A 23,655-nucleotide genomic window follows, 5' to 3' on the forward strand; every position below is an offset into this window, starting at 1 on the left:
GTTTTGCTATTCGTGAAGGTGGTCGTACTGTTGGTGCCGGTATCGTCTCTAAAATCATTGAATAAATAATGCTTGTTAAAGGGGTGTTAAAAGTGTTTTAGTTTTGAGAGTTAGGGGTATAGCTCAGTTGGTAGAGCGGCGGTCTCCAAAACCGCAGGTCGCGGGTTCAAGTCCTGCTGCCCCTGCCAAAGGGAATAGAGTTTTACATATAAGGGAGTGGATTTTGCTGCCTTTTTCGCTTTTTTTGATATAGGGCTTGTTTTTTTGTGTATGAAACGGTATTGAATAGGAAGTGAGGAAATTGCATAAGTCTGAAAGTTGGCTTTTGCATTTTTTTCTGTTTATTTTATTGTATAAAACACAATAGGGCTAGAGAGAGTATAGTGTGACGATGGCATCTAAAACCAATCCGATTACCTTTTTGAAGCAGGTTTATGCAGAAACAGTTAAAGTGAAATGGCCTACACGTCGTGAGACGGTTATTTCTACTGTTATGGTTTTGTTGGTAGCTGCGTTGGCTTCAGCTTTCTTTTTTATTGTGGATCAGGTTATGCATTTTGGTGTTTGGCGGGTTATTGATCTTCTGAAATATCTTTTTAGTTGAGAATGTAAGGAAGTGTGACTGTGGCAGCTCGTTGGTATATTGTTCAGGCATATTCAAATTTTGAAAAGAAAGTAGCGGAAGCTATTGATAAGGAAGCAAAGCAAAAAGGACTTGATCATCTTTTTGAAAAGATTTTTGTTCCAACAGAGCGTGTTGTAGAGGTTCGTCGTGGACGCAAAGTTGATGCTGAGCGGAAATTTTTTCCTGGTTATGTTCTTGTTCGTGCTGAGTTAACAGATGAAGTTTATCATCTTATTAAGAATACGCCTAAAGTGACAGGTTTTTTAGGATCGGATGCGCGTCCTGTTCCCATTTCTGATCGAGAGGTTGAGCAGATTCTCAAACAAGTTCAAGAAAGGGTTGAGTCTCCAAAGTCTTCTGTATTGTTTGAGGTTGGAGAGCAAGTTCGCGTTGCTGATGGTCCTTTTGTTTCGTTTAATGGAATTGTTCAAGAGGTTGAAGAAGAGCGCTCTCGTCTTAAGGTTGAGGTGCTTATTTTTGGGCGTCCTACGCCTGTTGATTTGGAATTTGGTCAGGTTGAAAAACTCTGATTAAACTTAGAGTAGTTTTAATTACTTTAAGGAAGGAGTGGGAGGTGATTTATGGCTTTTGTCGGCTTAATGATCCGAACCACGTGACTGCGGCGGGTAACGGGCAAGATAAATTGTCAGTATACCAGTGAAATTAAAGGCAGATTGTTATGGCAAAAAAAAGTATAGGTCAGCTTAAGTTGCAGGTTCCTGCAGGAGCTGCTACTCCATCTCCACCGATTGGTCCAGCTCTTGGGCAACGCGGTATTAATATTATGGAATTTTGTAAGGCGTTTAATGCAGCTACACAAGAAATGGAAAAGGGAGCACCGATTCCAGTTGTTATTACGTATTACCAAGATAAGTCTTTCACATTTTCTCTCAAAACGCCTCCTGTATCATTCTTTTTAAAGAAGGAAGCAAACCTGAAGTCTGGTTCAAAAGAGCCTGGTAAAGTGTCTGTAGGAAGCATTTCTCGCGATAAAATTCGTTCGATTGCGGAATCAAAGATGAAAGATCTTAATGCGAATGACATTGAGGCAGCAATGCGTATGGTTGAAGGTTCTGCTCGCTCGATGGGCTTGGAAGTGGTGGGCTAATATTATGGCAAAAGTAGCAAAAAGAATAAAAAATATCCGAAAAGATATTGATTTTAATGAGCTTTACGCTTTAAAAGATGCCGTTTCAATGGTTAAGGAGCGTGCAGTTGCTAAGTTTGATGAAACAATCGAAATTTCCATGAACTTGGGTGTTGATCCTCGTCATGCTGATCAAATGGTTCGTGGAGTTGCTCATTTGCCTAATGGAACAGGAAGAAATATTCGTGTTGCCGTTTTTGCTCGTGGGGATAAGGCTGAGGAAGCTAAGGCGGCAGGAGCTGATATTGTGGGGGCCGAAGATTTGTTTGAAAGCATTAATGGAGGGACTATAGACTTCGATCGTTGTATTGCAACACCAGACATGATGCCTCTTGTTGGTCGTCTTGGTAAGATTCTTGGTCCACGGAGTTTGATGCCGAATCCGAAAGTTGGTACTGTAACACTTGATGTTGCCGGTGCTGTCAAAGCTTCTAAAGGTGGTGCTGTTGAGTTTCGTGTAGAAAAAGCTGGTATTGTGCATGCTGGTATTGGTAAGGCTTCTTTTGGTGTTGAAAAAATCGTAGAAAATATAAAGGCCTTTGCAAGTGCAGTTATTAAAGCCAAACCGCAAGGTGCAAAAGGTGAGTATATTAAGCGCGTTGCTATTTCTTCGACTATGGGAATTGGTATTAAAGTTGATCCAGCAACGGTTCGTTCAGAGCTAATATAAGCTGATTTATAATTTTATTTTGAGGTATGTGAATATCAAAATTGTATTTAAAATGCTGGTTTTGATCAGCATTTAGCTATCTAAGCTTTATAGGGCTTAGGTTATACCGGAAGAAATTCCGGAATATCCTGTCCGAGATTGTAGGTGATGCTTTTAAGTATCTTAATCAAAAAAAACCTGCATGAGACTGGGGTAAAAACTGAGAGTTAAAAGACTTAAAGGGTTTGAGCCAAGGTTGCCTTTGAACGCTGTGCGTGAAAAAGGGGACAGGATCCTCATCGGTGACATGAAGTATTTTATGTTATCAAAGGTAACCAACAGGTTTGTTTTAAGCAAATCTGTTAAATGGAGAGAGACAGTGAATAGAGCGGAAAAACGCGAATTTGTTACATGGCTTAACGAGGCTTTTCGGAAGTCTGGTTCTGTTGTTGTTGCACATTATTCCGGTCTGACAGTTTCACAGATGAATGATCTACGTTCGAAAATGGGTGAAGCTGGCGGTGCCGTTAAAGTCGCCAAAAACCGTCTTGCTAAAATCGCTCTTCAGGGCACGGAATCTGAATCGATAGTGGGTTTGTTTACTGGACAAACACTTATTGCTTATTCAGAAGATCCAATCACAGCACCGAAAGTTGCTGTTGATTTTGCGAAAAGCAATGACAAATTTGTCATCCTTGGCGGTTCAATGGGTGCAACAAGTTTAACTGTAGATGCTGTGAAGTCATTGGCTTCATTGCCTTCATTAAACGAGTTGCGTGCAAAACTTGTGGGTATGATTTCTACCCCTGCGACCCGTATTGCACAGGTTGTTAATGCTCCTGCTGGTCAGGTTGCACGTGTCATTGGAGCATATGCTCAGGAGGATAAGGCGGCTTAAGGCTGTTTGTATTCACGTTTATGGAAGGGCTTTAATGCTTTTCTGTTTTTTTGGATAAGATTTAATAATGGTTCAAATCTTTTAATTGAAGGAATTTAAAAATGGCTGATCTAGAGAAGATCGTAGAAGACCTTTCTAATCTAACCCTTTTGGAAGCCGCTGAGCTTTCTAAGTTACTTGAAGAGAAGTGGGGAGTTTCGGCTGCTGCTCCTGTAGCTGTCGCTGCTGTTGCTGGTGCTGCTGCTCCAGCTGCTGAAGAAAAAACAGAATTTGATGTTATTCTTGTTGAAGGTGGCGCGCAAAAAATTAATGTTATTAAGGAAGTTCGTGCTCTTACTGGACTTGGTCTTAAAGAAGCTAAAGATCTGGTTGAAGGGGCACCTAAGCCTATTAAAGAGGGTGCTTCTAAAGAAGAAGCAGAAAAAATTAAATCTCAACTTGAAGCTGCTGGTGCTAAAGTGGAACTTAAGTAAATTTAATTTTATCGGCGGGCATTTATGTTCGCCGATTTTCTTTCTCTTAATACAAAGAGGAAAAATAATGAGTAAAAAAACCTTTTCCCAACGGTTTCGTAACAGTAACGGGATAGGTTGGCACTACCCGTCCCTTCATCATAGAGTCAAAAAGATAAATGGCTTATGTTGATGGGGAAAGTTAAAGATGCTCATTTTGAGTATCAAGTGAACTGGTCTGCATATGCAGGTTAATGATATAAGGCTTTCAAGGTTGGTCTACCTTGAAGAGTAAAGATCAAGGAGCGACGATGGCTCAGACTCACGCAATGATGTCTCAATTCAATGGTCGTAAGCGCGTACGCAAATTTTTTGGTAAGATTCCTGAAGTAGCAGAAATGCCGAATCTTATTGAGGTTCAAAAAGCGTCATACGATCAGTTTCTCATGGTTGAGGAACCGAAAGGTGGACGACCAGATGAAGGTTTGCAAGCTGTTTTTAAATCGGTTTTTCCTATTTCAGATTTTTCCGGTACAGCTATGCTTGAGTTTGTTGGTTATGAATTTGATTTACCAAAATTTGATGTTGAGGAGTGCCGTCAACGTGATTTAACTTATGCTGCCCCATTAAAGGTCATATTACGTTTGATTGTTTTTGATGTTGATGAGGATACTGGCTCCAAAGATATCAAAGACATTAAAGAGCAAGGCGTTTATATGGGCGATATGCCTTTAATGACGACGAATGGTACCTTTATTGTTAATGGTACGGAACGTGTTATTGTTTCGCAGATGCATCGTTCTCCTGGTGTCTTTTTTGACCATGATAAAGGAAAGTCCCATTCATCAGGAAAGCTTCTTTTTGCTGCTCGTGTTATTCCATATCGTGGTTCTTGGCTTGATATTGAGTTTGATGCTAAGGACATCATTTATGCGCGTATTGATCGACGGCGTAAGATTCCTGTTACTAGTCTTTTGATGGCACTGGGTATGGATGCGTCAGATATTTTATCGACGTTTTATGATAAAGTGACTTATGAGCGTGATGGAGAAGGATGGCGAGTTCCTTATTCTGTTGATCGCTTTAAAGGAATGAAGCTCATTTCTGACCTTATAGATGCAGATAGTGGTGAAGTCGTCGCGGAGGCTGGTAAAAAATTAACAGTTCGTACTGCGAAGTCTTTGGCAGAAAAAGGACTTAAAGCGGTTAAAGTTAGTGAAGATGATTTATTAGGTTGTTATCTAGCCGAAGATATCGTCAATTACGAAACAGGTGAAATTTACCTTGAAGCTGGTGATGAAATTGACGAAAAAGTATTAAAGGTTTTGCTTGATGTTAGTGCTGATCAAATCAATATCCTTGATATTGATCACATGAATATTGGCGCTTATATCCGCAATACTTTAAAGGTAGATAAGAATGAAAGTCGGCAGGATGCGTTATTTGATATTTACCGAGTGATGCGTCCAGGTGAGCCCCCAACAATCGATACAGCAGAAGCAATGTTCCATTCATTGTTTTTTGATCCAGAGCGTTATGATCTTTCAGCCGTTGGGCGTGTTAAGATGAATTTGCGTATGGATCTTGATTGTCCAGATACAGTTCGCATTTTACGCCAAGAGGATATTCTCGCTGTTGTTAAGATGTTGGTTGAATTGCGTGATGGTCGTGGCGAAATTGATGATATTGATAATCTTGGCAACCGTCGCGTTCGTTCCGTTGGGGAGTTAATGGAAAATCAATATCGCATTGGTCTTCTTCGTATGGAGCGTGCGATAAAAGAGCGTATGTCATCGGTTGAAATTGATACAGTTATGCCACAGGATTTGATCAATGCAAAGCCTGCTGCAGCAGCAGTTCGTGAGTTTTTTGGGTCTTCGCAATTGTCGCAGTTTATGGATCAAACTAATCCATTGTCGGAGATTACCCATAAGCGCCGTCTTTCTGCTCTTGGTCCAGGTGGTTTGACTCGTGAACGTGCGGGTTTTGAAGTCCGTGACGTACATCCTACGCATTATGGTCGTATTTGTCCCATTGAAACACCGGAAGGTCCTAATATCGGTCTGATTAACTCCTTAGCAACATTTGCGCGAGTTAACAAATATGGCTTTATTGAAAGCCCATATCGAAAAATTGTTGATGGAAAAGTCACAAAAGAAGTTATTTATCTTTCAGCGATGGAAGAAGCAAAGCATTATGTCGCTCAAGCTAATTCGTCATTAGATAGTGAAGGTCGTTTTACAGAAGAGTTTGTTGTTTGCCGTCATGCTGGTGAAGTTTTAATGGCGCCGCGTGATCATGTTGATTTGATGGATGTTTCACCAAAACAGTTGGTTTCAGTTGCAGCAGCGCTTATTCCTTTTTTGGAAAATGATGATGCGAATCGTGCGCTTATGGGATCGAACATGCAGCGTCAGGCAGTTCCTCTTGTACGTGCTGAGGCGCCATTTGTTGGGACGGGAATGGAAGCCATTGTTGCACGCGATTCAGGAGCTGCTGTGAGTGCAAAACGTAGTGGTGTTGTTGATCAAGTCGATGCTACCCGTATTGTTATCCGTGCAACAGAAGATTTAGATCCTTCAAAATCAGGCGTTGATATTTACCGCCTACAGAAATTTCAGCGTTCTAATCAGTCCACTTGTATTAATCAGCGTCCTCTTGTACATGTCGGTGATAGGGTAGAGAAAGGTGATATCATTGCAGATGGTCCATCTACGGATCTTGGTGATTTAGCTCTTGGGCGGAATGTTCTCGTAGCCTTTATGCCTTGGAATGGATACAATTATGAAGATTCTATTTTGTTATCCGAGCGCATTGTTGCTGATGATGTTTTTACTTCAATTCATATTGAGGAATTTGAAGTTGCAGCACGCGATACAAAACTTGGTCCTGAGGAAATTACGCGCGACATTCCTAATGTTGCGGAAGAAGCGTTAAGAAATCTTGATGAAGCTGGCATTATTTATATTGGTGCTGAAGTTCAACCAGGTGATATTTTAGTTGGAAAGATTACCCCAAAAGGTGAAAGTCCCATGACGCCGGAAGAAAAGCTTCTGCGTGCAATTTTTGGGGAAAAGGCATCCGATGTTCGTGATACTTCTATGCGTATGCCTCCTGGAACTTTTGGTACTGTTGTTGAAGTTCGCGTTTTTAATCGCCATGGCGTGGAAAAAGATGAACGTGCGATGGCAATTGAGCGTGAAGAAATTGAGCGTTTAGCAAAAGACCGTGATGATGAGCAGTCTATTCTTGATCGCAATGTTTATGCGCGCCTTACCGATATGTTGACAGGTAAAGTTGCTGTAGAAGGTCCGAAAGGCTTTTCGGGAAGCAAAAAGCTTGATAGTACAGTAATGGGGCATTATCCACGATCCCAGTGGTGGCAATTTGCTGTTGAGGATGAAAAGCTTCAAAATGAAATTGAAGCTTTGCGCAAGCAATATGATGAATCAAAAGAAGCATTACAACGTCGCTTTATGGATAAAGTTGAAAAGGTCCAAAGAGGTGATGAAATGCCTCCTGGTGTCATGAAAATGGTGAAGGTTTTTGTGGCTGTGAAGCGCAAAATCCAACCAGGTGATAAGATGGCAGGACGTCACGGGAATAAGGGTGTTGTTTCACGTATTCTTCCCGTAGAAGATATGCCATTTCTTGAAGATGGGACTCATGCTGATATCGTCTTGAATCCGCTTGGTGTGCCTAGTCGTATGAATGTTGGACAAATTCTTGAGACGCATCTTGGTTGGGCATGTGCGGGGATGGGCAAGAAGATTGGTGATTTGTTAGAATTGTATCAAGAGACTGGGGATATATTGCCGTTGCGTCAGCGTATTGAAAATCTTATGCCTGATGATAATCAAAATGAACCAGTCCGTCAGTATGATAATGAAAGCCTTTACAAATTGGCATTACAGATGAAGAAAGGGGTTTCAATTGCAACGCCTGTTTTTGATGGAGCACATGAGTCTGATATCAACATGATGCTGGAGGACGCAGGCTTAGATAGTTCAGGGCAGGTTACGCTTTATGATGGTCGTACTGGAGAGCCTTTTGATCGTCCAGTAACGGTGGGATATATTTACATGTTGAAATTGCATCACCTTGTTGATGATAAGATTCATGCACGTTCTATTGGTCCCTATTCACTTGTTACGCAGCAGCCATTAGGAGGTAAGGCACAGTTTGGTGGTCAGCGTTTTGGTGAAATGGAGGTTTGGGCACTTGAAGCTTATGGTGCTGCATATACTTTGCAGGAGATGCTAACAGTAAAATCAGATGATGTGGCTGGTCGAACGAAAGTCTATGAGGCAATTGTGCGTGGTGATGATACATTTGAGGCGGGTATACCCGAAAGCTTTAATGTGTTGGTAAAAGAAATGCGCTCACTTGCTCTTAATGTGGAGCTTGATGATGCGCGTGAACTTATTGCACAGCGGGCATTGTCTGATACAGCAGAATAATAATTCAAGGAGCGCAGTAGAAAAAGGCTGCGCTCTGATTATTTTAAGAGGCTCAATAACCTTATTAAGGTTATACAGGTCATTTTTAAAAGTAAATGTATTTTAAAGAAGATCTGTTATAAAACAAATGAGATATTACAACAGGTTCTAAGAATCTTTGAAGGAGAACAGCATGAACCACGAGGTCATGAATCTTTTCAATCCTCAAGCGCCAGCGCAGACATTTGACTCTATTCGCATTTCTATTGCGAGTCCTGAGAAAATTTTGTCCTGGTCGTATGGTGAGATTAAGAAGCCTGAGACTATTAATTATAGGACTTTTAAACCAGAGCGTGATGGTCTTTTTTGTGCACGTATATTTGGCCCTATTAAAGACTATGAATGTCTATGTGGCAAATATAAACGCATGAAATATAAGGGCATTATTTGTGAAAAATGTGGTGTAGAGGTTACTCTTTCGCGCGTACGTCGTGAGCGTATGGGGCATATTGAACTTGCGGCACCAGTTGCGCATATATGGTTTCTTAAATCATTACCAGGTCGTATTTCTACACTTTTAGATTTAACTTTAAAAGATATTGAGCGCGTTCTTTATTTTGAGAATTATATTGTAACCGAACCAGGATTGACATCTCTTAAGCTCCATCAGCTTCTTTCTGAAGAAGAATATATGCTTGCTATTGATGAGTTTGGAGAAGATCAGTTTACAGCTATGATTGGCGCTGAAGCTATTTACGAGCTTTTAGCTGGTATGGAGTTAAATAAAATCGCCAATGATTTGCGTCTCGAATTAGCTGAAACAACTTCAGAGTTAAAGCAGAAAAAACTGATTAAACGACTTAAAATCGTTGAAAATTTTCTTGAATCTGGAAATAAGCCAGAGTGGATGATTATGAAAACAATTCCGGTTATTCCACCGGATTTGCGTCCATTGGTTCCGCTTGATGGTGGGCGTTTTGCGACATCAGATCTGAATGATCTTTATCGGCGGGTTATTAATCGTAATAACCGCTTGAAACGGCTGATTGAATTGCGTGCTCCTGGAATTATCGTGCGCAATGAAAAGCGTATGGTACAAGAAGCTGTTGATGCATTGTTTGATAATGGACGGCGTGGGCGTGTGATTACTGGAGCCAATAAACGTCCTCTCAAGTCCCTATCAGATATGTTGAAGGGTAAGCAAGGACGTTTCCGTCAGAACTTACTTGGAAAGCGTGTTGATTACTCGGGGCGTTCTGTTATCGTGACGGGTCCTGAATTAAAACTGCATCAATGTGGTCTTCCCAAAAAAATGGCTCTTGAATTGTTTAAGCCTTTTATTTATGCGCGGCTTGATGCAAAAGGCTATTCATCAACGGTAAAGCAGGCAAAGAAGCTTGTTGAAAAAGAACATCCAGAAGTTTGGGATATCTTGGATGAGGTTATTCGTGAACACCCTGTTTTACTCAACCGTGCGCCAACATTGCACCGTTTGGGGATTCAGGCTTTTGAACCTATCTTAATTGAAGGCAAAGCTATTCAACTTCATCCACTGGTGTGTACTGCTTTTAATGCGGATTTTGATGGAGATCAGATGGCGGTTCACGTTCCGCTTTCTCTTGAAGCACAGCTTGAAGCCCGTGTTTTGATGATGTCGACCAATAATATTCTTCATCCGGCCAATGGTGCCCCAATTATTGTTCCCTCACAGGATATGGTTCTTGGTCTTTATTATCTTTCAATTGTTTCTGAAAAAGAACCAGGTGAAGGAATGGCTTTTTCTGACATAGGTGAGCTTCATTATGCCTTGGAAAATAAGGTTGTAACGCTTCATACGAAGATTAAAGGCCGTGTTAAGAATATGGGGAAGGATGGAAAAGAAGTTTCTAAACTTTATGATACGACACCTGGTCGTTTGATTATCGGTGAGCTTTTGCCAAAAAATTCGGATATCTCATTTGATATTGTCAATCAAGAAATGACGAAAAAGAATATTTCTAAAATGATTGATCATGTTTATCGGCACTGTGGACAAAAAGAGACGGTTATTTTTTGTGACCGTATTATGCAGCTTGGTTTTTCTTATGCTTGTCGTGCAGGAATTTCATTCGGTAAGGATGATATGGTTATTCCTGATAGTAAGTCGCGTTTAGTTGCAGAGACAGAAGCTTTGGCTAAGGAGTACGAACAGCAATATAATGACGGTTTGATTACACAAGGTGAAAAATACAATAAGGTTGTAGATGCTTGGGGTAAATGTACAGATCGCGTTGCAGATGAAATGATGAAACGTATTCAAGCCGTTGATTTTGATCCTAAAACAGGTCGTCAACGACCGATGAATTCGATCTATATGATGTCGCATTCTGGAGCACGTGGTTCTGCTAACCAGATGAGACAATTGGCCGGTATGCGTGGATTAATGGCAAAACCATCGGGTGAAATTATTGAAACCCCCATTATTTCAAATTTTAAAGAAGGTCTAACTGTTAATGAATACTTCAATTCCACGCATGGTGCACGTAAAGGACTTGCTGATACTGCGTTAAAGACGGCGAACTCTGGTTATTTAACACGGCGTCTTGTTGATGTTGCACAGGATGCTATTATTTCAGCAGTTGATTGTGGTACTGCAAAAGGGCTTACCATGCAGCCAATTGTTGATGCAGGACAAATTGTTGCCTCCCTTGGGCAAAGGATTCTTGGTCGTACAGCGCTTGTTGATATTCTACATCCTGTCTCTGGAGAGGTTATCCTTGAAGGTGGAGCGATGATTGAGGAAGCTGATGTCGCGAAGATTGAAGAAGCTGGAATTCAATCTGTTCAAATTCGTTCTGCTTTAACATGTGAAACACGTCTTGGTGTTTGTGCAAAATGCTATGGTCGTGATTTGGCGCGTGGAACACCTGTTAATCAGGGAGAAGCCGTTGGTGTTATTGCTGCTCAATCCATTGGTGAGCCGGGAACACAGCTTACTATGCGTACTTTCCACTTAGGAGGAACTGCGCAGGTTGTTGATTCATCTTATTTAGAGGCATCTTATGAAGGTAAGGTGGAGATTCGTAATCGTAATGTGGTTCGTAACTCTGAAGGACATTTGGTTGTGATGGGGCGTAATATGGCTATCCTTATCAAGGATGAGTTAGGAAAAGAACGCGTTGTACATCGTGTTAGCTATGGTGCCCATATTTTTGTTGATGATGGTGATATGGTTAAACGTGGCCAACGTATAGCAGAATGGGATCCTTACACACGTCCAATTTTAACGGAAGTTGAAGGCTATGTGGGTTTTGAAGATATGATTGATGGTTTATCTGTCACTGAAACAGCTGATGAATCTACGGGTATTACGAAGCGTTTGGTGATTGATTGGCGCGCTAATCCACGTGGTGCGGATCTTAAACCAGCCATTATTATCCATGCAGATAAAGAAGGTGAATCCATTGCTAAATTGTATAAGGGAGGTGAAGCCCGGTATATGATGTCAGTGGAAACTATTCTTTCTGTTGAGCTTGGTGCTCATGTTAAGGCTGGTGATGTTATTGCTCGTTTGCCAATGGAAAGTGCCAAGACGAAAGATATTACGGGTGGTTTACCACGTGTGGCTGAGCTTTTTGAAGCGCGTCGTCCAAAGGATCATGCGATTATTGCTGAAGTAAGTGGTACGATTCGATTCGGCCGTGGTTATAAGAATAAACGTCGTATCATTATTGAACCAAATGATGAAACTCTTGAGGCAGTAGAATATTTGATTCCAAAAGGTAAGTTGTTTCACTTCCAAGAAGGTGATCAAATTGAAAAGGGAGATTATATCCTTGATGGTAATCCAGCACCTCATGATATCTTGGCGATTAAGGGGGTTGAAGCTTTGGCATCTTATCTTGTTAATGAGATTCAGGAGGTTTATCGTTTGCAGGGAGTTCTTATTAATGACAAGCACATTGAAGTGATTGTTCGTCAAATGTTGCAAAAAGTTGAAATTACTGAATCTGGAGATTCTGGTTATATTCCAGGTGATAATGTTGATCGTATTGAACTTGATGAAATCAATGATAATTTGATTGCAGAAGGGAAGAAACCTGCATCTGGTAATCCCATTCTTCTTGGAATTACAAAAGCTTCTCTTCAAACGCCTTCTTTCATTTCGGCGGCATCGTTTCAGGAAACAACACGTGTTCTTACTGAAGCAGCAGTTTCTGGTAAAATTGATACTTTGCAAGGGCTTAAAGAGAACGTTATTGTCGGTCGTCTTATTCCAGCAGGTACAGGTGGTACGATTTCTCAAATCCGTCGTATTGCTGCCGTTCGTGATGATTTGATTGTAGATGAGCAGCGTAAGTCTAGTAATAACGAAGTGGCTAAGGCTATGTTGACAAATATGACAACTGGGGCTGTTGCTGAATAATTTAAATATAACATAACATAACATAATAAAAAAACGTCTGAACTTTCTATTCAGACGTTTTTTTATTTCGAAATGCAGAAGTTGCATATTTTCCTGAAAATATCAAAAATTATAAGGCGATAGTTATTTTAAACATCTTTAGTAGCTTATTATTTTGTAATGATGCTTATCTTTTTTGTTGCTTTATTTTAAAGTTTCTTAATTTCTAAAAGCAGTATAGAATTTTTCCAAAATATGTGAAGCTCAAAAGCCATATTCAAGGAAAAGAGTTGATTATCTACAAATCGAATAATGATTGATTTTGAATTTTAGAAAAATTATTGATTGATATCTTCTATAAAGATTTTAAAGGACTTATAATGAAAGATCGATAGTCTTTTCTGTAATCTAAAAAATAATTGATTCTCTACTATACAATACTTGTATGACAAGAATGTATCTTCTTCTAAATTAGAATGCAGGAGAGTAGAGATTAGGGTGCTCACTAAGTATTATAAAAAATAGACATATTTCTTATCACAATGAGATCTATGAAGACAGAATGAAAAAATGTACGAATATTATTCAATTGGAAAATTAACACGTGAGTTTTCAATAACAGCTCGGACTTTGCGTTATTATGAAGAAGAGGGACTTCTTATTCCTTTTCGGCGTGGAAATACACGGCTTTATACACAAACGGATCGTCATAAGTTAAAACAAATTCTGCGTGCTAAAAGAGTTAAATTTTCGTTGTCTGAAATATCTGATATGTTGACAATGGTTGGAAAACCACCTGATGATGAGAAAAAGCTTAAGAAATTAATTGCAGGAATTCATAAAAAACGAGCTGATTTAAAGCAGATGCAGCATGATATTGATGATCTTCTACAGGATTTAGAACGAATTGAGGAGAGTTTTTTTGAGAGCTTAGCGGAGTTGGGGGTTAATCATTGATTATAAAATTTATTTCATCTGCTTTTAGACAATTTTTTTCTATTAAAAGAGATGGGTTATACTATCTCTAAGGGGAATCTTTAACAATACGTGAAATGTGTAAGTTATTTAAAGAAATAGAGTGTTCGAAAAAAGCTGCGAAGGTATTTTCGCAATATATTGTCCTTAATAAGTAAAAAAATTATTTTTCATAAAGAAAGTAAAAACAATGGCAGTCTCTCCTATGAGTGTTTTTCAATCTATTTTATCACGAAAGTCAATTCGCGCTTTTACTGATCAGCCAGTTAGTTTGGAAACAATCAAAGAAATCTTAAAACTTGCAGCACGTGCACCATCTGGAACAAATATTCAGCCATGGCAAGTGATTGTGCTTACAGGAAGTGTATTACAGAAAGTAGGGCAAGAGCTTTCACAACTTGTGCTTTCAGGTGTAAAAGGAGAGCGTGAGTATAGTTATTATCCACGTCAGTGGCGTGAGCCTTATATTTCAAGGCGTCGAAAAGTTGGTTTGGATCTTTATCAGAGTCTTGGAATTCAAAAAGGTGATGAAGAAAAAATACTTCATCAAAAGGCGCGAAATTTTTTATTTTTTGATGCACCTGTAGGACTCTTATTTACAATGGATCACGACATGGAAATGGGGAGTTGGCTTGATTTGGGTATGTTTATGCAGACCATTATGTTAGCTGCACGTGGATTTGGATTAGATACCTGTCCTCAAGCTGCTTTTGCTGATTATCATAAACAGATTCGTACGCTTTTATCTATTCCTTCTGATCGCCATATTATCTGTGGTATGGCACTTGGTTATCGCGATATGAGTGCTCCAGAAAACAATTTTGAGACAGAACGAGAACCGTTAGAAAAATTTGTACGTTTCATTGAAACATATCCATAAAATATTTTATATAATTAAGCATACGTTTTGAAGAACTTGGTGCATTATGAAAAATATTTCCGATAAGAATTTCGCATCCTTATTGAATTTTAATATTGCATATTAACACTTATTTTACTACGTTTGAAACATTAAGAGCGGTGGCTCTAGGGGCATTGTCCGTTTTTTGAAGGTGAGTCTAATGGAAAACACTATAGAGAGAAAGTGTTGGGTGGTAGCAAGACGAGCGACATTCGTATTTATTGCTGTCATTTTTTTAGTTTATCTCGCAATTTGATTTTAAACGGGACAAACGTTATGAAAAAGCATATATGCTCAAGCTGTACTATAGTTTTGAGGTGATACGTGTTTCTATCTGTTTTTGAACTTTTTAAAATTGGGATTGGTCCTTCTAGCTCACATACGATGGGACCGATGACAGCTGCTAATATGTTTTTGCAAAAGATAGGAGATTTTTCTCGGTCGTCTGATATTCAAGTTTCTCGTATACGTGTTTATCTTTATGGTTCTTTAGCTTTCACAGGTATTGGTCATGCAACAGATAGGGCTATCATATTAGGACTTTTAGGAGAAAAAGCTTCTACTGTTGATCCTGATAGCATGGGGGGATTGTTAGAAAAAGTTATACGTGAAAAAAAAGTGCAACCAGAAGGACATCCCGCTTATCAGTTTGATGTGCAGCATGATCTTATTTTTGAACGAAAGAAAATCCTCCCAGGACATACAAATGGACTAGCCTTTGAAGGACTTAATACTGATGGGAATGTTCTGTTGCGGCAGATTTATTATTCTATCGGTGGTGGCTTTGTTGTGACTGAGGATGAGTTAAGCCATATGAATGATAATATACAACCAGAAACATTAGAGGTGCCATATCCATTTGATTCTGCTGGTGCAATGTTATCAATGGCAGAAAAATCAGGACTTTCAATTGCTGAAATGAAGCGCTTAAATGAAGAAACAAAGATAGAGCGTTCTTCTCTTGATACAGGGCTTGATGAAATTTTTTCAGCGATGACAAATTGCATTGATAGAGGTCTTTCACAAGAAGGTGAGTTGCCTGGTGGATTGCGTGTTCTAAGGCGTGCTAAAAAGTTGCATGAAACGCTTTTGGAAAATCAAAAGAAAAATCGCAATTATCCACTTTGGGCAAATGATTGGCTTTCGGTATATGCTATAGCAGTCAATGAGGAAAATGCAGCAGGTGGTCGTGTTGTTACAGCCCCAACAAATGGGGCAGCTGGTGTTGTCCCAGCAGTTTTGCGTTATTATCTTCAATTTAATGATGATTCAGATCGAGAGGGAATACATAATTTTCTATTAACGGCAGCAGCTATAGGCGGTGTTATCAAACATAATGCCTCTATTTCTGGTGCAGAAGTTGGGTGTCAAGGTGAAGTTGGAACGGCATCTTCAATGGCCGCAGCAGGGTTGACCGCAGCGTTAGGTGGAACGCCAGCTCAAATTGAAAATGCGGCAGAAATAGCGCTTGAACATCATTTGGGAATGACATGTGATCCTGTTGCAGGTCTTGTACAAGTTCCTTGTATTGAGCGTAATGCAATGGGAGCTGTTAAGGCGGTAACGGCTTCTTCTCTTGCATTATATGGTAATGGAGATCATTTTGTTTCTCTTGATGCTTGTATAGAAACAATGCGCCAGACTGGTCATGATATGAGTGAACGCTATAAAGAGACAAGTAAAGGTGGTCTTGCAGTTAATACAATATCTTGTTAGGAGCTGAAACATTTCTCAATCCATAACTGGAATTTTTGGGAGAGGGATCGTGTTTCCTGATAAAGCTTATGTTTTTTTGTTACTTGTAAATCAAAATTCCACTTTAATGCAACAGCAGCTTGAAATAAATTCGAGATGATTCAGTGTTTTCTTAACGAATAGTAGCTTTGGCATGCAAGTTTGGAGGGGGAGTAGTATCAGTATCTATCTGATTTGTCTCTAAAATGGGAAAAAGTCTAATTTAGAAAAAATAAAAAAGCGTAAAGTAAAATTAGTGATCAGTCTGCCATTATTTTTTAGCTGGGTTTTATGGCTTTTAAAAGTTTCCATAGCCATATCTTTTAAGTAATGGAAGATTATGCCTGAGTATCCAAGGAAAATTTGTGTTAAATCTGAATAATTATGATGAGGAGAGAGAATTTTAAAGATTTTAATTTTTAGAAGTGAAGATCTTTTGATACCTAGTATGGTAAAAAATACCTTGAAAAGAAATGCTAATTTACAATAATTAAGAGATATATTGGAAATATTTTTTTTATTTATAAATTCTGTACCGTCAAAAAAAATAAAATAAATAATAGCGTATACATTAAAAAATATTTATCAAAATTCTCATGAGAATAGAATGCACACGATAGAACATTATCGTGTTACTCATTCATGAGTTTGTTTTAAAGAAATATCTCTCAACGCTCCCAAACTCATTTCGCGATGGCACCTGTGAATGGTATAACAGTAAATCCATTGAGCTGTCCCCATCTTTATGCTTAATAAAAAGAGTACGCTGGCACGATTACACACTTTACCATCCCCCCCTGTATGGGGACCAAAGCCCTTGGCATTTAAAACGGTTCATTATAGGCATTTTGAGTCTTTTTGGTACGGTCTCACGCCACACACTAATCTCGCTCGTAATATGCAAGAGAACGATTTGGATTGATTCAACATAAACAAATTTCAAATGAGAGAATCTTACGATATTCGAGATTCTCATCTAACATGCAAAATAATGAACTATCTTTATAAATCAGTATCTTGCATATGAATAGTGTAATGTAAGTTTCCCATGAATGGTATAAAACCTATAGAGTATTAGCATCTTTATTTATAGAGGGAGAAAACCAGCACTATCATCCTTTTTTCAACTTTCAATGTTACAAAAGATCCTAGAGTACTTGAAATGATTCATAAGAGATATTTTGATTCCTTTTTTTATAGTTTAATGCCAATCTTGCTCGTGATGAGCAAGCGAACGATTTTGACTGATTCAATATAAGAAGGAAAATAAGAGAATTTTACGAAAACCTCTTATTCAATATGCAAAAAATAAATTATAAATTAAAATCTTATGGAAATCGTTATCATGATATTTAATCTGATAATTTCTTTTACGTTTTTTCATCGATAGTATTTGTATTTCCCAATTTTCTTTGTCTGTTAAAAGAAATAAAAGTAAGGGGAGTTAGATTATTTTTTACAGCGTTTATGTTGTAGAGGAGACCGTTATTAAGAGGGAGTTTCTTTATTGAGCTTTTACAATAATCCCTAAAATGATAAGCTTTCATCCAATGAAGCTATTCATTTTTTTCCAAAAAGATATCAAGAATAATTTTTATATTAAATCAAAAAGTGGAAAAATATTGGGTGTTTTTTATGTCCTTAATAATGGTTTTATTGAAAGCTTGGAGGTATTAGATAGTTGGAAAAGCTGTCAGCACAATTCCATAATTTAAGAAAAAAGTATGTTTATCAAAGGTTTTTCTAAGGCTGTAGATAATGGCTAATAATAAAATAATTTTTTAGAGATGGTCTGTAGAATTAAATATTTGTTGCTCCTAGACGGATTTTAATAGGCACATTACCAGTTTGGCTAGCAACGCGTAAATGAATGCGTACAGGAGGCATTACGAGACGACGGTTGCGTATTGTTTGGCAAATGAGAAGGTTAACAAGAGATTGTGTATCTAATGCAGTCGAATTGTATTTTAAACCAGTAAGTTTTGCGGCAGCATCGTGAAGAGAACGCAATGAAAGGAGGGATGATTGCTTCAATAAAATTTCTTTTTTATGGAATGAAGCAAAAGCATTATCTGTCATAATACTATCCTTAACGCAGAATTCAAAAATTTTTAGTAGGCTACAGTATAGCAGTTAAAATTTGCTTTCTTTAATGTAGAGCAAGCATCAAATGCAGCTTTTTTTGATTGAAACCCTGTAAAGCGCGCTCGGTAATAACGCTGCCCACTTTTTTCAAATAGTTGCATGTGTGAAGATGCGTGCTTTAAAGTAGAAAAAGCTATATTTTTTGCTTTTAAAAGTAAAGTTTTTGCTTGTTCTTCACTAGGAAGAGAACCAATTTGGATAGCCCATCCGGCATTTGTGGACAAAGAGGCTGTTACAATTTTATGAGTTTCAACCGGTATAGTTTTTTGAGGGTTTGGTATTGGGATAATTACCTTATTTACAGCCGTTATTGCGATATTGGAGTTTTTAGGTTGTTCTGCAAATGCTGTCAACATAGTTGAAATTTCATCGTCAAAATTATTTGAATCAGCTTTAATGGTTGGTATAGGAGTATTGGCGCCAGTCGGTAAGTGATAGCGTACAGAAGCCATTAAACGTTCACCACTTTTCATTTGGCTTGCTTTAGGCAAATATTGATTCAATAGGCTAGCCATATGCTCGTCACGTGCAGTAGATGATTTCCCTCCCATAACAACAGCGACAACAGAGCGCCCATCAAGACGCATTGAAGTTGCTAAATTAGAACCTGACATTTGTGTGTATCCTGTTTTAATTCCATCGACACCTTTCATTATTTTAACGAGTTTATTGTGGCTGTTAATTTTATGCCCACGGAAATTAAAACTTTTTGTTTTGAACAATTTATATTGTTTTGGAAAATGTTTACGTAAAGCTAATGACAAAGTTGCTATATCTCGTGCTGTAGAATAATTGTGCACATCCGGAAGTCCTGAAGCATTTGCGAAATGTGTATGTTTCATGCCAAGTTTACGAGCTTTTATAGTCATCATTTGAGCGAATTTTTTTTCACTACCTCCAAGATATTCTGCAATGGCAGCAGCAACATCATTTGCGGATCTTGTAATGAGTGCTTTAGCTGCTGATTCTGCAGAAATTGTTTGGCCTGCTTTAAACCCAATTTTTGTCGGTGGACGCATTGCTGCATAATGTGAAACAGGAATTGGTGTATTTGGTGTCACACGACGCATCTGCATAGCTTCAAAGAGTAAGTACAATGTCATCATCTTTGTTAAAGAAGCAGGATAACGTTTCAGTGTTGCATTGGCTTGAAATAGAGTTTTTCCCGTAGTAGCATCTATAACAATAGCCGCATACTTATCAGGATAGGCTCCTTGAGGTGTGGCTGATGCCCAACAGTAAGAAAAAGCTAACACAACAAAAGAAATTGCTATTGTTTTACAGTAGCGCATAATTTTTTGATAATTAATATACACTTGCAGTATCCTATTTCTCCATTTATCCTGAAAAACTTCTATAAAGCTTCCTTTTCTGTAATTTGTTGATGCAGTTTAGACGAATGGTATTACTAATTTGTTTACAGAAGTTATTTTATGAGTGAGTGATTGAAGTCTAACCATAGAGGAAATCTTTTTCTAATACATACAGGTATTGCAATAGTTATGAAAGAACTTAAAATTAATAAAAATGTACTGCATGGAAAACGATAATGGGACAGACGCTCATAATAAACTCTATAGCTCATATTATGCATAATGAAAAGGGCAAGAATTGGGATGAAGTTAGGCATGGTGCGGTTATAATGCCTAAGGCTAGAGCAAAACTCGAAAAACCTAAATTATGTCGAGTTTTTTTGCTTAATGATGATTACACACCTATGGATTTTGTTGTTTTCGTTTTGAAGAACTTTTTTAAAAAAAGTTTCGAAGAGGCAACGCAAATAATGTTAAATGTTCATCACAGTGGGATAGGAGAATGTGGAACTTATACTTATGAAGTCGCTGAAATGAAAATATTACAAGTGAGGGAATGTGCGCGTCAAAATGAACATCCGTTACAATGTGTAATGGAATGGAAGTGAGGAATTATGCCATCTTTTACACCTAGTCTTGAAGAGGTTTTGCATCGTGCATTAACAATTGCTACTCAAGCACGGCATGAATACGCAACATTAGAGCATCTTCTACTTGCGCTGTTAGATGATGCCGATGCAAATTCTGTTATTCAGGCTTGCCAGGTAGATGTGGAGGAATTACGAGAGCGTTTAACCAATTATCTTCGCTCAGAGTTAGATGAACAGATTAGAGCTGATGAGGATACGAAGCCTACAGCTTTTTTCCAGCGTGTTATCCAACGTGCGGTGATTCATGCACAATCAGCTGGAAAAGATGAAGTATCGGGGGCAAATGTTCTTGTTGCAATTTTTTCTGAACGTGAAAGCCATGCAGCATATTTTCTTCAAGAAATGGGAATGACACGCTATGATGCTGTACGTTTTATTTCGCATGGTATCACACGTGATGATGGGTTATCCATGTTACTTGAAGGACTTGAAGAGCAATTAGATCAGCAGATTTCGGATAATGGTGAAAGAGGAACAAGTGCTTTAACGAATTATTGTGTTGATCTCAATTGTAAAGCGCTTAATGGAAAAATTGATTTATTAATTGGCCGTGAAATAGAAATTTCACGCATGATTCAGATTTTATGTCGAAGGTCAAAAAACAATCCGCTTTTGGTTGGTGATCCTGGAGTGGGGAAAACCGCTATTATTGAGGGATTGGCAAAGCGCATTGTTGATGGGCAAGTACCTGAAGTTTTATCAAATGCAACAATATTTTCTCTTGATATGGGGGGACTTGTTGCTGGTACACGTTATCGCGGTGATTTTGAAGAACGCTTAAAGCAAGTTATTAAAGAGTTTGAGCTGTATCCAGATGCTATTTTATTTATTGATGAAATTCATACCTTAATTGGAGCAGGAGCGACATTAGGGGGAAATATGGATGCAGCAAATCTTTTAAAACCTGTATTATCTTCTGGAACTATGCGATGTATTGGTTCGACGACTTACAGAGAATATCGCAAATTCTTTGAACAAGATCGTGCTTTAGAGCGTCGTTTTCAGAAGATTGATATTAATGAACCTTCCGTTACAGATGCGATTAAGATTTTGCAGGGGATGAAGCCTTACTTTGAAGATTTTCATCAGATTAAATATACAGATCAGGCGATGAAGGCATCCGTAGAATTATCTTCACGTTATATAATTGACCGTAGGTTACCTGACAAAGCAATTGATATTATTGATGAAAGTGGCGCAGCGCAAAAGCTTTTGCCACAAAAACAACGCAAGAAGAGTATAGGTGTTAAAGAAATTGAAGCCACTGTTGCTACAATTGCAAGAATTCCACCAAAAACAGTTTCTCGGAATGATCAGAAGATACTGAGTAAGCTTGAAAGAGAACTCAAACATGTTGTTTATGGGCAAGATCAGGCAATTTCCGTCTTAGTTTCATCCATAAAATTGGCGCGAGCAGGTTTACGCGAACCGGATAAACCAATAGGAAGTTACTTATTTTCAGGACCAACAGGTGTAGGAAAAACTGAAGTTGCAAAACAGCTTGCATCATCTTTAGGCATTGAATTATTGCGTTTTGATATGTCAGAATATATGGAACGGCATACGGTAGCACGTTTAATCGGAGCTCCTCCAGGTTATATAGGGTTTGATCAAGGAGGTCTCCTTACAGATGCTGTTGATCAGAAGCCTCACGCAGTCCTATTGCTAGATGAGATTGAGAAAGCACATCCAGAGTTATTTAATATTTTATTGCAGGTAATGGATTATGGTAGATTAACAGACCATAATGGTAAGAAAATTGATTTCCGCAATGTTATTTTGATTATGACAACCAATGCTGGTGCTTCAGATATGGCAAAATCAGCTATTGGATTTGGGAAAGTACATCGTGATGGTGAGGATATAGAAGCAATCAATCGGTTATTTACACCAGAGTTTCGTAATCGGTTAGATGCAATTATTCCGTTTGCACCTTTATCTCATTTAATCATCAATCAGATAGTGCAAAAATTTATTTTTCAGCTTGAAGCACAATTAGCTGATCGGGGAATTTGTTTTGAATTAAGCCCTTCTGCAACTTTATGGCTTTCCAATAAGGGATACGATTCTCAGATGGGAGCACGCCCATTAGGGCGTGTTATACAAGAATATATTAAAAAGCCATTAGCTGATGAAATTTTATTTGGAAAGTTACGCAACGGTGGCATTGTTCGCGTATTGACACAAAAATCAAATGGCAAAAAAGAAAGCTTACAGTTAGAAATTTCATCTTCCGATATATCTGCAAGTTCAAAGAAAAGTAAAATGGAAAATTTTACAAAAAAACGTGTAGGAAAAAAAAGCACAACAACTTAAGAGTGTGTTATAAGGCTGCACGAATTTTCTTTGCATTCTCTTCAAGTATTTCTGTAGGCGTTATTATATTATTATGAGGGGTAAGTTCTATTCCCTCCATACGTGGTATAATATGGAAATGGAGATGATAAACTGTTTGTTGACTAGCTGCTTCATTAAATTGCATGACAGTTATGCCATCTGCTTGAAAGGCTTTTTTGACGGCATTTGCAATTTTTTGAACAGCTTTAATAACAGGAAATAATGTTTCAGTATCTGCATCAAGTAAGTTTCTAGAGCCTTTTTTAGGAATGACCAGCGTATGACCTGGTGCCTGTGGCATGATATCCATAAATCCAATAACATCATCATCTTCGTAGACACGAACAGAAGGGATTTCATTGCGAATCAATTTAGCAAAAATATTGTTATTGTCATAAGCTTGTTTCATACAAATATTTCCTTTTATTGTAAGTTTAAGATTTTAATTAAAAACGAAAAAATACAAAGTTTATCAGAGTTTAAGACAAAGAAGTATTGTGACTTTAGTTATATTTAGGATGGTGCACTGTCTTAATGAAGGCTTAGATTTCTATGATGGCTTCAACTTCTACAGGAACATCCATAGGAAGAGAGGCAACACCAATAGCAGAACGGGCGTGTTTCCCAATTTCACCAAGGATATTGACGAATAAATTAGAAGCTCCATTGGCAACAAAAGGAATATCGGTAAAATGAGAATCTACAGCCACAAAAACAGTAATTTTTACCACACGTTTTATTTTATTTAAGTCACCTAGAGTTGCTTGGAGTTGAGCGAGAATATTGAGAGCGCAAGCTTCGGATGCTTTTTGGGCTTGTTCGGTATTCACAGTTGCACCAACTTTACCGATGGCTATTGGTTTTCCATTAATAAGAGGGAGTTGTCCAGAAATAAAGAGTTGATTGCCACTTTGTGAAGTGGTGATGTAATTGGCAAGGGGGGAGGTTATTTCAGGAAGAGTGATTCCGAATTTCTCTAAGTTTTTTTCAATCATATTGGTCATAA

17 protein-coding genes, 1 tRNA gene and 1 pseudogene are annotated in these 23,655 nt (G+C 38.3%); 15 read left to right on the top strand and 4 right to left on the bottom strand.

Going from position 1 to position 23,655, the window contains the following annotated elements:
- The 13 genes and pseudogenes from ACFIJQ_RS05830 to ACFIJQ_RS05890 all read left to right on the top strand — a co-directional run.
- Window positions 1-65: pseudogene (locus ACFIJQ_RS05830) on the top strand (elongation factor Tu); the annotation flags it as partial.
- 47 nt (window positions 66-112) lie between these two features.
- Window positions 113-188: transfer RNA gene (locus ACFIJQ_RS05835), tRNA-Trp, on the top strand.
- A gap of 203 nt (window positions 189-391) precedes the next feature.
- Window positions 392-604 carry a preprotein translocase subunit SecE gene (secE, locus tag ACFIJQ_RS05840; protein ID WP_375629035.1) on the top strand — a complete coding sequence of 71 codons (213 nt, stop codon included), beginning with the start codon at window positions 392-394 and terminating at the stop codon, window positions 602-604.
- Window positions 605-624: 20 nt separating this feature from the next.
- Window positions 625-1,155 (top strand): transcription termination/antitermination protein NusG, encoded by a 531-nt coding sequence (gene nusG / locus ACFIJQ_RS05845; protein WP_012755024.1) that lies wholly within the window; start codon window positions 625-627, stop codon window positions 1,153-1,155.
- Between the two features lie 149 nt (window positions 1,156-1,304).
- A complete protein-coding gene (gene rplK / locus ACFIJQ_RS05850) occupies window positions 1,305-1,733 on the top strand; it encodes a 50S ribosomal protein L11 (protein WP_273723157.1) in 429 nt (142 codons plus the stop codon).
- Between the two features lie 4 nt (window positions 1,734-1,737).
- Complete coding sequence (gene rplA, locus ACFIJQ_RS05855) at window positions 1,738-2,442, top strand: 50S ribosomal protein L1 (RefSeq protein WP_375629037.1); 705 nt, start codon at window positions 1,738-1,740, stop codon at window positions 2,440-2,442.
- Between the two features lie 358 nt (window positions 2,443-2,800).
- On the top strand, window positions 2,801-3,319 hold the full coding sequence (rplJ, locus tag ACFIJQ_RS05860; RefSeq protein ID WP_012755027.1) for a 50S ribosomal protein L10: 519 nt from the start codon (window positions 2,801-2,803) through the stop codon (window positions 3,317-3,319).
- 101 nt (window positions 3,320-3,420) lie between these two features.
- Entirely contained in the window at window positions 3,421-3,792 is a 372-nt protein-coding gene (rplL, locus tag ACFIJQ_RS05865; RefSeq protein WP_012755028.1) for a 50S ribosomal protein L7/L12, read from the top strand.
- Between the two features lie 290 nt (window positions 3,793-4,082).
- Window positions 4,083-8,231 carry a DNA-directed RNA polymerase subunit beta gene (gene rpoB, locus ACFIJQ_RS05870; protein WP_273788143.1) on the top strand — a complete coding sequence of 1,383 codons (4,149 nt, stop codon included), beginning with the start codon at window positions 4,083-4,085 and terminating at the stop codon, window positions 8,229-8,231.
- A 172-nt stretch (window positions 8,232-8,403) separates the two neighbouring features.
- A complete protein-coding gene (gene rpoC, locus ACFIJQ_RS05875; RefSeq protein WP_273788142.1) occupies window positions 8,404-12,615 on the top strand; it encodes a DNA-directed RNA polymerase subunit beta' in 4,212 nt (1,403 codons plus the stop codon).
- Window positions 12,616-13,164: 549 nt separating this feature from the next.
- On the top strand, window positions 13,165-13,551 hold the full coding sequence (locus tag ACFIJQ_RS05880) for a MerR family DNA-binding transcriptional regulator (protein WP_012755031.1): 387 nt from the start codon (window positions 13,165-13,167) through the stop codon (window positions 13,549-13,551).
- A gap of 208 nt (window positions 13,552-13,759) precedes the next feature.
- Window positions 13,760-14,449 carry a nitroreductase gene (locus ACFIJQ_RS05885; protein ID WP_375629040.1) on the top strand — a complete coding sequence of 230 codons (690 nt, stop codon included), beginning with the start codon at window positions 13,760-13,762 and terminating at the stop codon, window positions 14,447-14,449.
- Window positions 14,450-14,794: 345 nt separating this feature from the next.
- Window positions 14,795-16,186 carry an L-serine ammonia-lyase gene (locus ACFIJQ_RS05890; protein ID WP_375629041.1) on the top strand — a complete coding sequence of 464 codons (1,392 nt, stop codon included), beginning with the start codon at window positions 14,795-14,797 and terminating at the stop codon, window positions 16,184-16,186.
- Between the two features lie 1,818 nt (window positions 16,187-18,004).
- Here ACFIJQ_RS05890 and ACFIJQ_RS05895 read toward each other — a convergent pair.
- The gene (locus tag ACFIJQ_RS05895) at window positions 18,005-18,283 is read right to left on the bottom strand and encodes a hypothetical protein (RefSeq protein ID WP_012755034.1); all 279 of its coding nucleotides are present in this window, start codon (window positions 18,281-18,283) and stop codon (window positions 18,005-18,007) included.
- Between the two features lie 32 nt (window positions 18,284-18,315).
- Window positions 18,316-19,665, bottom strand: a complete 1,350-nt coding sequence (locus ACFIJQ_RS05900; RefSeq protein WP_273788140.1) for a D-alanyl-D-alanine carboxypeptidase — start codon at window positions 19,663-19,665, stop codon at window positions 18,316-18,318.
- Between the two features lie 233 nt (window positions 19,666-19,898).
- On the opposite strand from ACFIJQ_RS05900, the gene clpS reads away from it, so the two are divergent.
- Window positions 19,899-20,270 carry an ATP-dependent Clp protease adapter ClpS gene (gene clpS, locus ACFIJQ_RS05905; RefSeq protein ID WP_375620064.1) on the top strand — a complete coding sequence of 124 codons (372 nt, stop codon included), beginning with the start codon at window positions 19,899-19,901 and terminating at the stop codon, window positions 20,268-20,270.
- A gap of 6 nt (window positions 20,271-20,276) precedes the next feature.
- Window positions 20,277-22,628: an ATP-dependent Clp protease ATP-binding subunit ClpA gene (gene clpA / locus ACFIJQ_RS05910; protein WP_012755037.1), complete on the top strand. Its 2,352-nt coding sequence runs from the start codon at window positions 20,277-20,279 to the stop codon at window positions 22,626-22,628.
- A gap of 7 nt (window positions 22,629-22,635) precedes the next feature.
- Here clpA and ACFIJQ_RS05915 read toward each other — a convergent pair whose 3' ends face one another.
- Window positions 22,636-23,058 (bottom strand): HIT family protein, encoded by a 423-nt coding sequence (locus ACFIJQ_RS05915; RefSeq protein WP_012755038.1) that lies wholly within the window; start codon window positions 23,056-23,058, stop codon window positions 22,636-22,638.
- A 133-nt stretch (window positions 23,059-23,191) separates the two neighbouring features.
- Window positions 23,192-23,653 (bottom strand): RidA family protein, encoded by a 462-nt coding sequence (locus ACFIJQ_RS05920; RefSeq protein ID WP_375629044.1) that lies wholly within the window; start codon window positions 23,651-23,653, stop codon window positions 23,192-23,194.
- Window positions 23,654-23,655: the final 2 nt, after the last annotated feature.

The organism is Bartonella sp. TT67HLJMS (assembly GCF_042193375.1).
Lineage (GTDB): Bacteria > Pseudomonadota > Alphaproteobacteria > Rhizobiales > Rhizobiaceae > Bartonella > Bartonella grahamii.

What these genes read in the sequence shown, in the direction of transcription:
- secE (WP_375629035.1), top strand. Translation starts at nt 392, where the DNA reads ATGGCATCTAAAACCAATCCGATTACCTTTTTGAAGCAGGTTTATGCA.
- rplK (WP_273723157.1), top strand. Translation starts at nt 1,305, where the DNA reads ATGGCAAAAAAAAGTATAGGTCAGCTTAAGTTGCAGGTTCCTGCAGGA.
- rplA (WP_375629037.1), top strand. Translation starts at nt 1,738, where the DNA reads ATGGCAAAAGTAGCAAAAAGAATAAAAAATATCCGAAAAGATATTGAT.
- rplL (WP_012755028.1), top strand. Translation starts at nt 3,421, where the DNA reads ATGGCTGATCTAGAGAAGATCGTAGAAGACCTTTCTAATCTAACCCTT.
- rpoB (WP_273788143.1), top strand. Translation starts at nt 4,083, where the DNA reads ATGGCTCAGACTCACGCAATGATGTCTCAATTCAATGGTCGTAAGCGC.
- rpoC (WP_273788142.1), top strand. Translation starts at nt 8,404, where the DNA reads ATGAACCACGAGGTCATGAATCTTTTCAATCCTCAAGCGCCAGCGCAG.
- ACFIJQ_RS05880 (WP_012755031.1), top strand. Translation starts at nt 13,165, where the DNA reads ATGTACGAATATTATTCAATTGGAAAATTAACACGTGAGTTTTCAATA.
- ACFIJQ_RS05885 (WP_375629040.1), top strand. Translation starts at nt 13,760, where the DNA reads ATGGCAGTCTCTCCTATGAGTGTTTTTCAATCTATTTTATCACGAAAG.
- ACFIJQ_RS05895 (WP_012755034.1), bottom strand. Translation starts at nt 18,283, where the DNA reads ATGACAGATAATGCTTTTGCTTCATTCCATAAAAAAGAAATTTTATTG.
- clpS (WP_375620064.1), top strand. Translation starts at nt 19,899, where the DNA reads ATGGGACAGACGCTCATAATAAACTCTATAGCTCATATTATGCATAAT.
- clpA (WP_012755037.1), top strand. Translation starts at nt 20,277, where the DNA reads ATGCCATCTTTTACACCTAGTCTTGAAGAGGTTTTGCATCGTGCATTA.
- ACFIJQ_RS05915 (WP_012755038.1), bottom strand. Translation starts at nt 23,058, where the DNA reads ATGAAACAAGCTTATGACAATAACAATATTTTTGCTAAATTGATTCGC.
- ACFIJQ_RS05920 (WP_375629044.1), bottom strand. Translation starts at nt 23,653, where the DNA reads ATGACCAATATGATTGAAAAAAACTTAGAGAAATTCGGAATCACTCTT.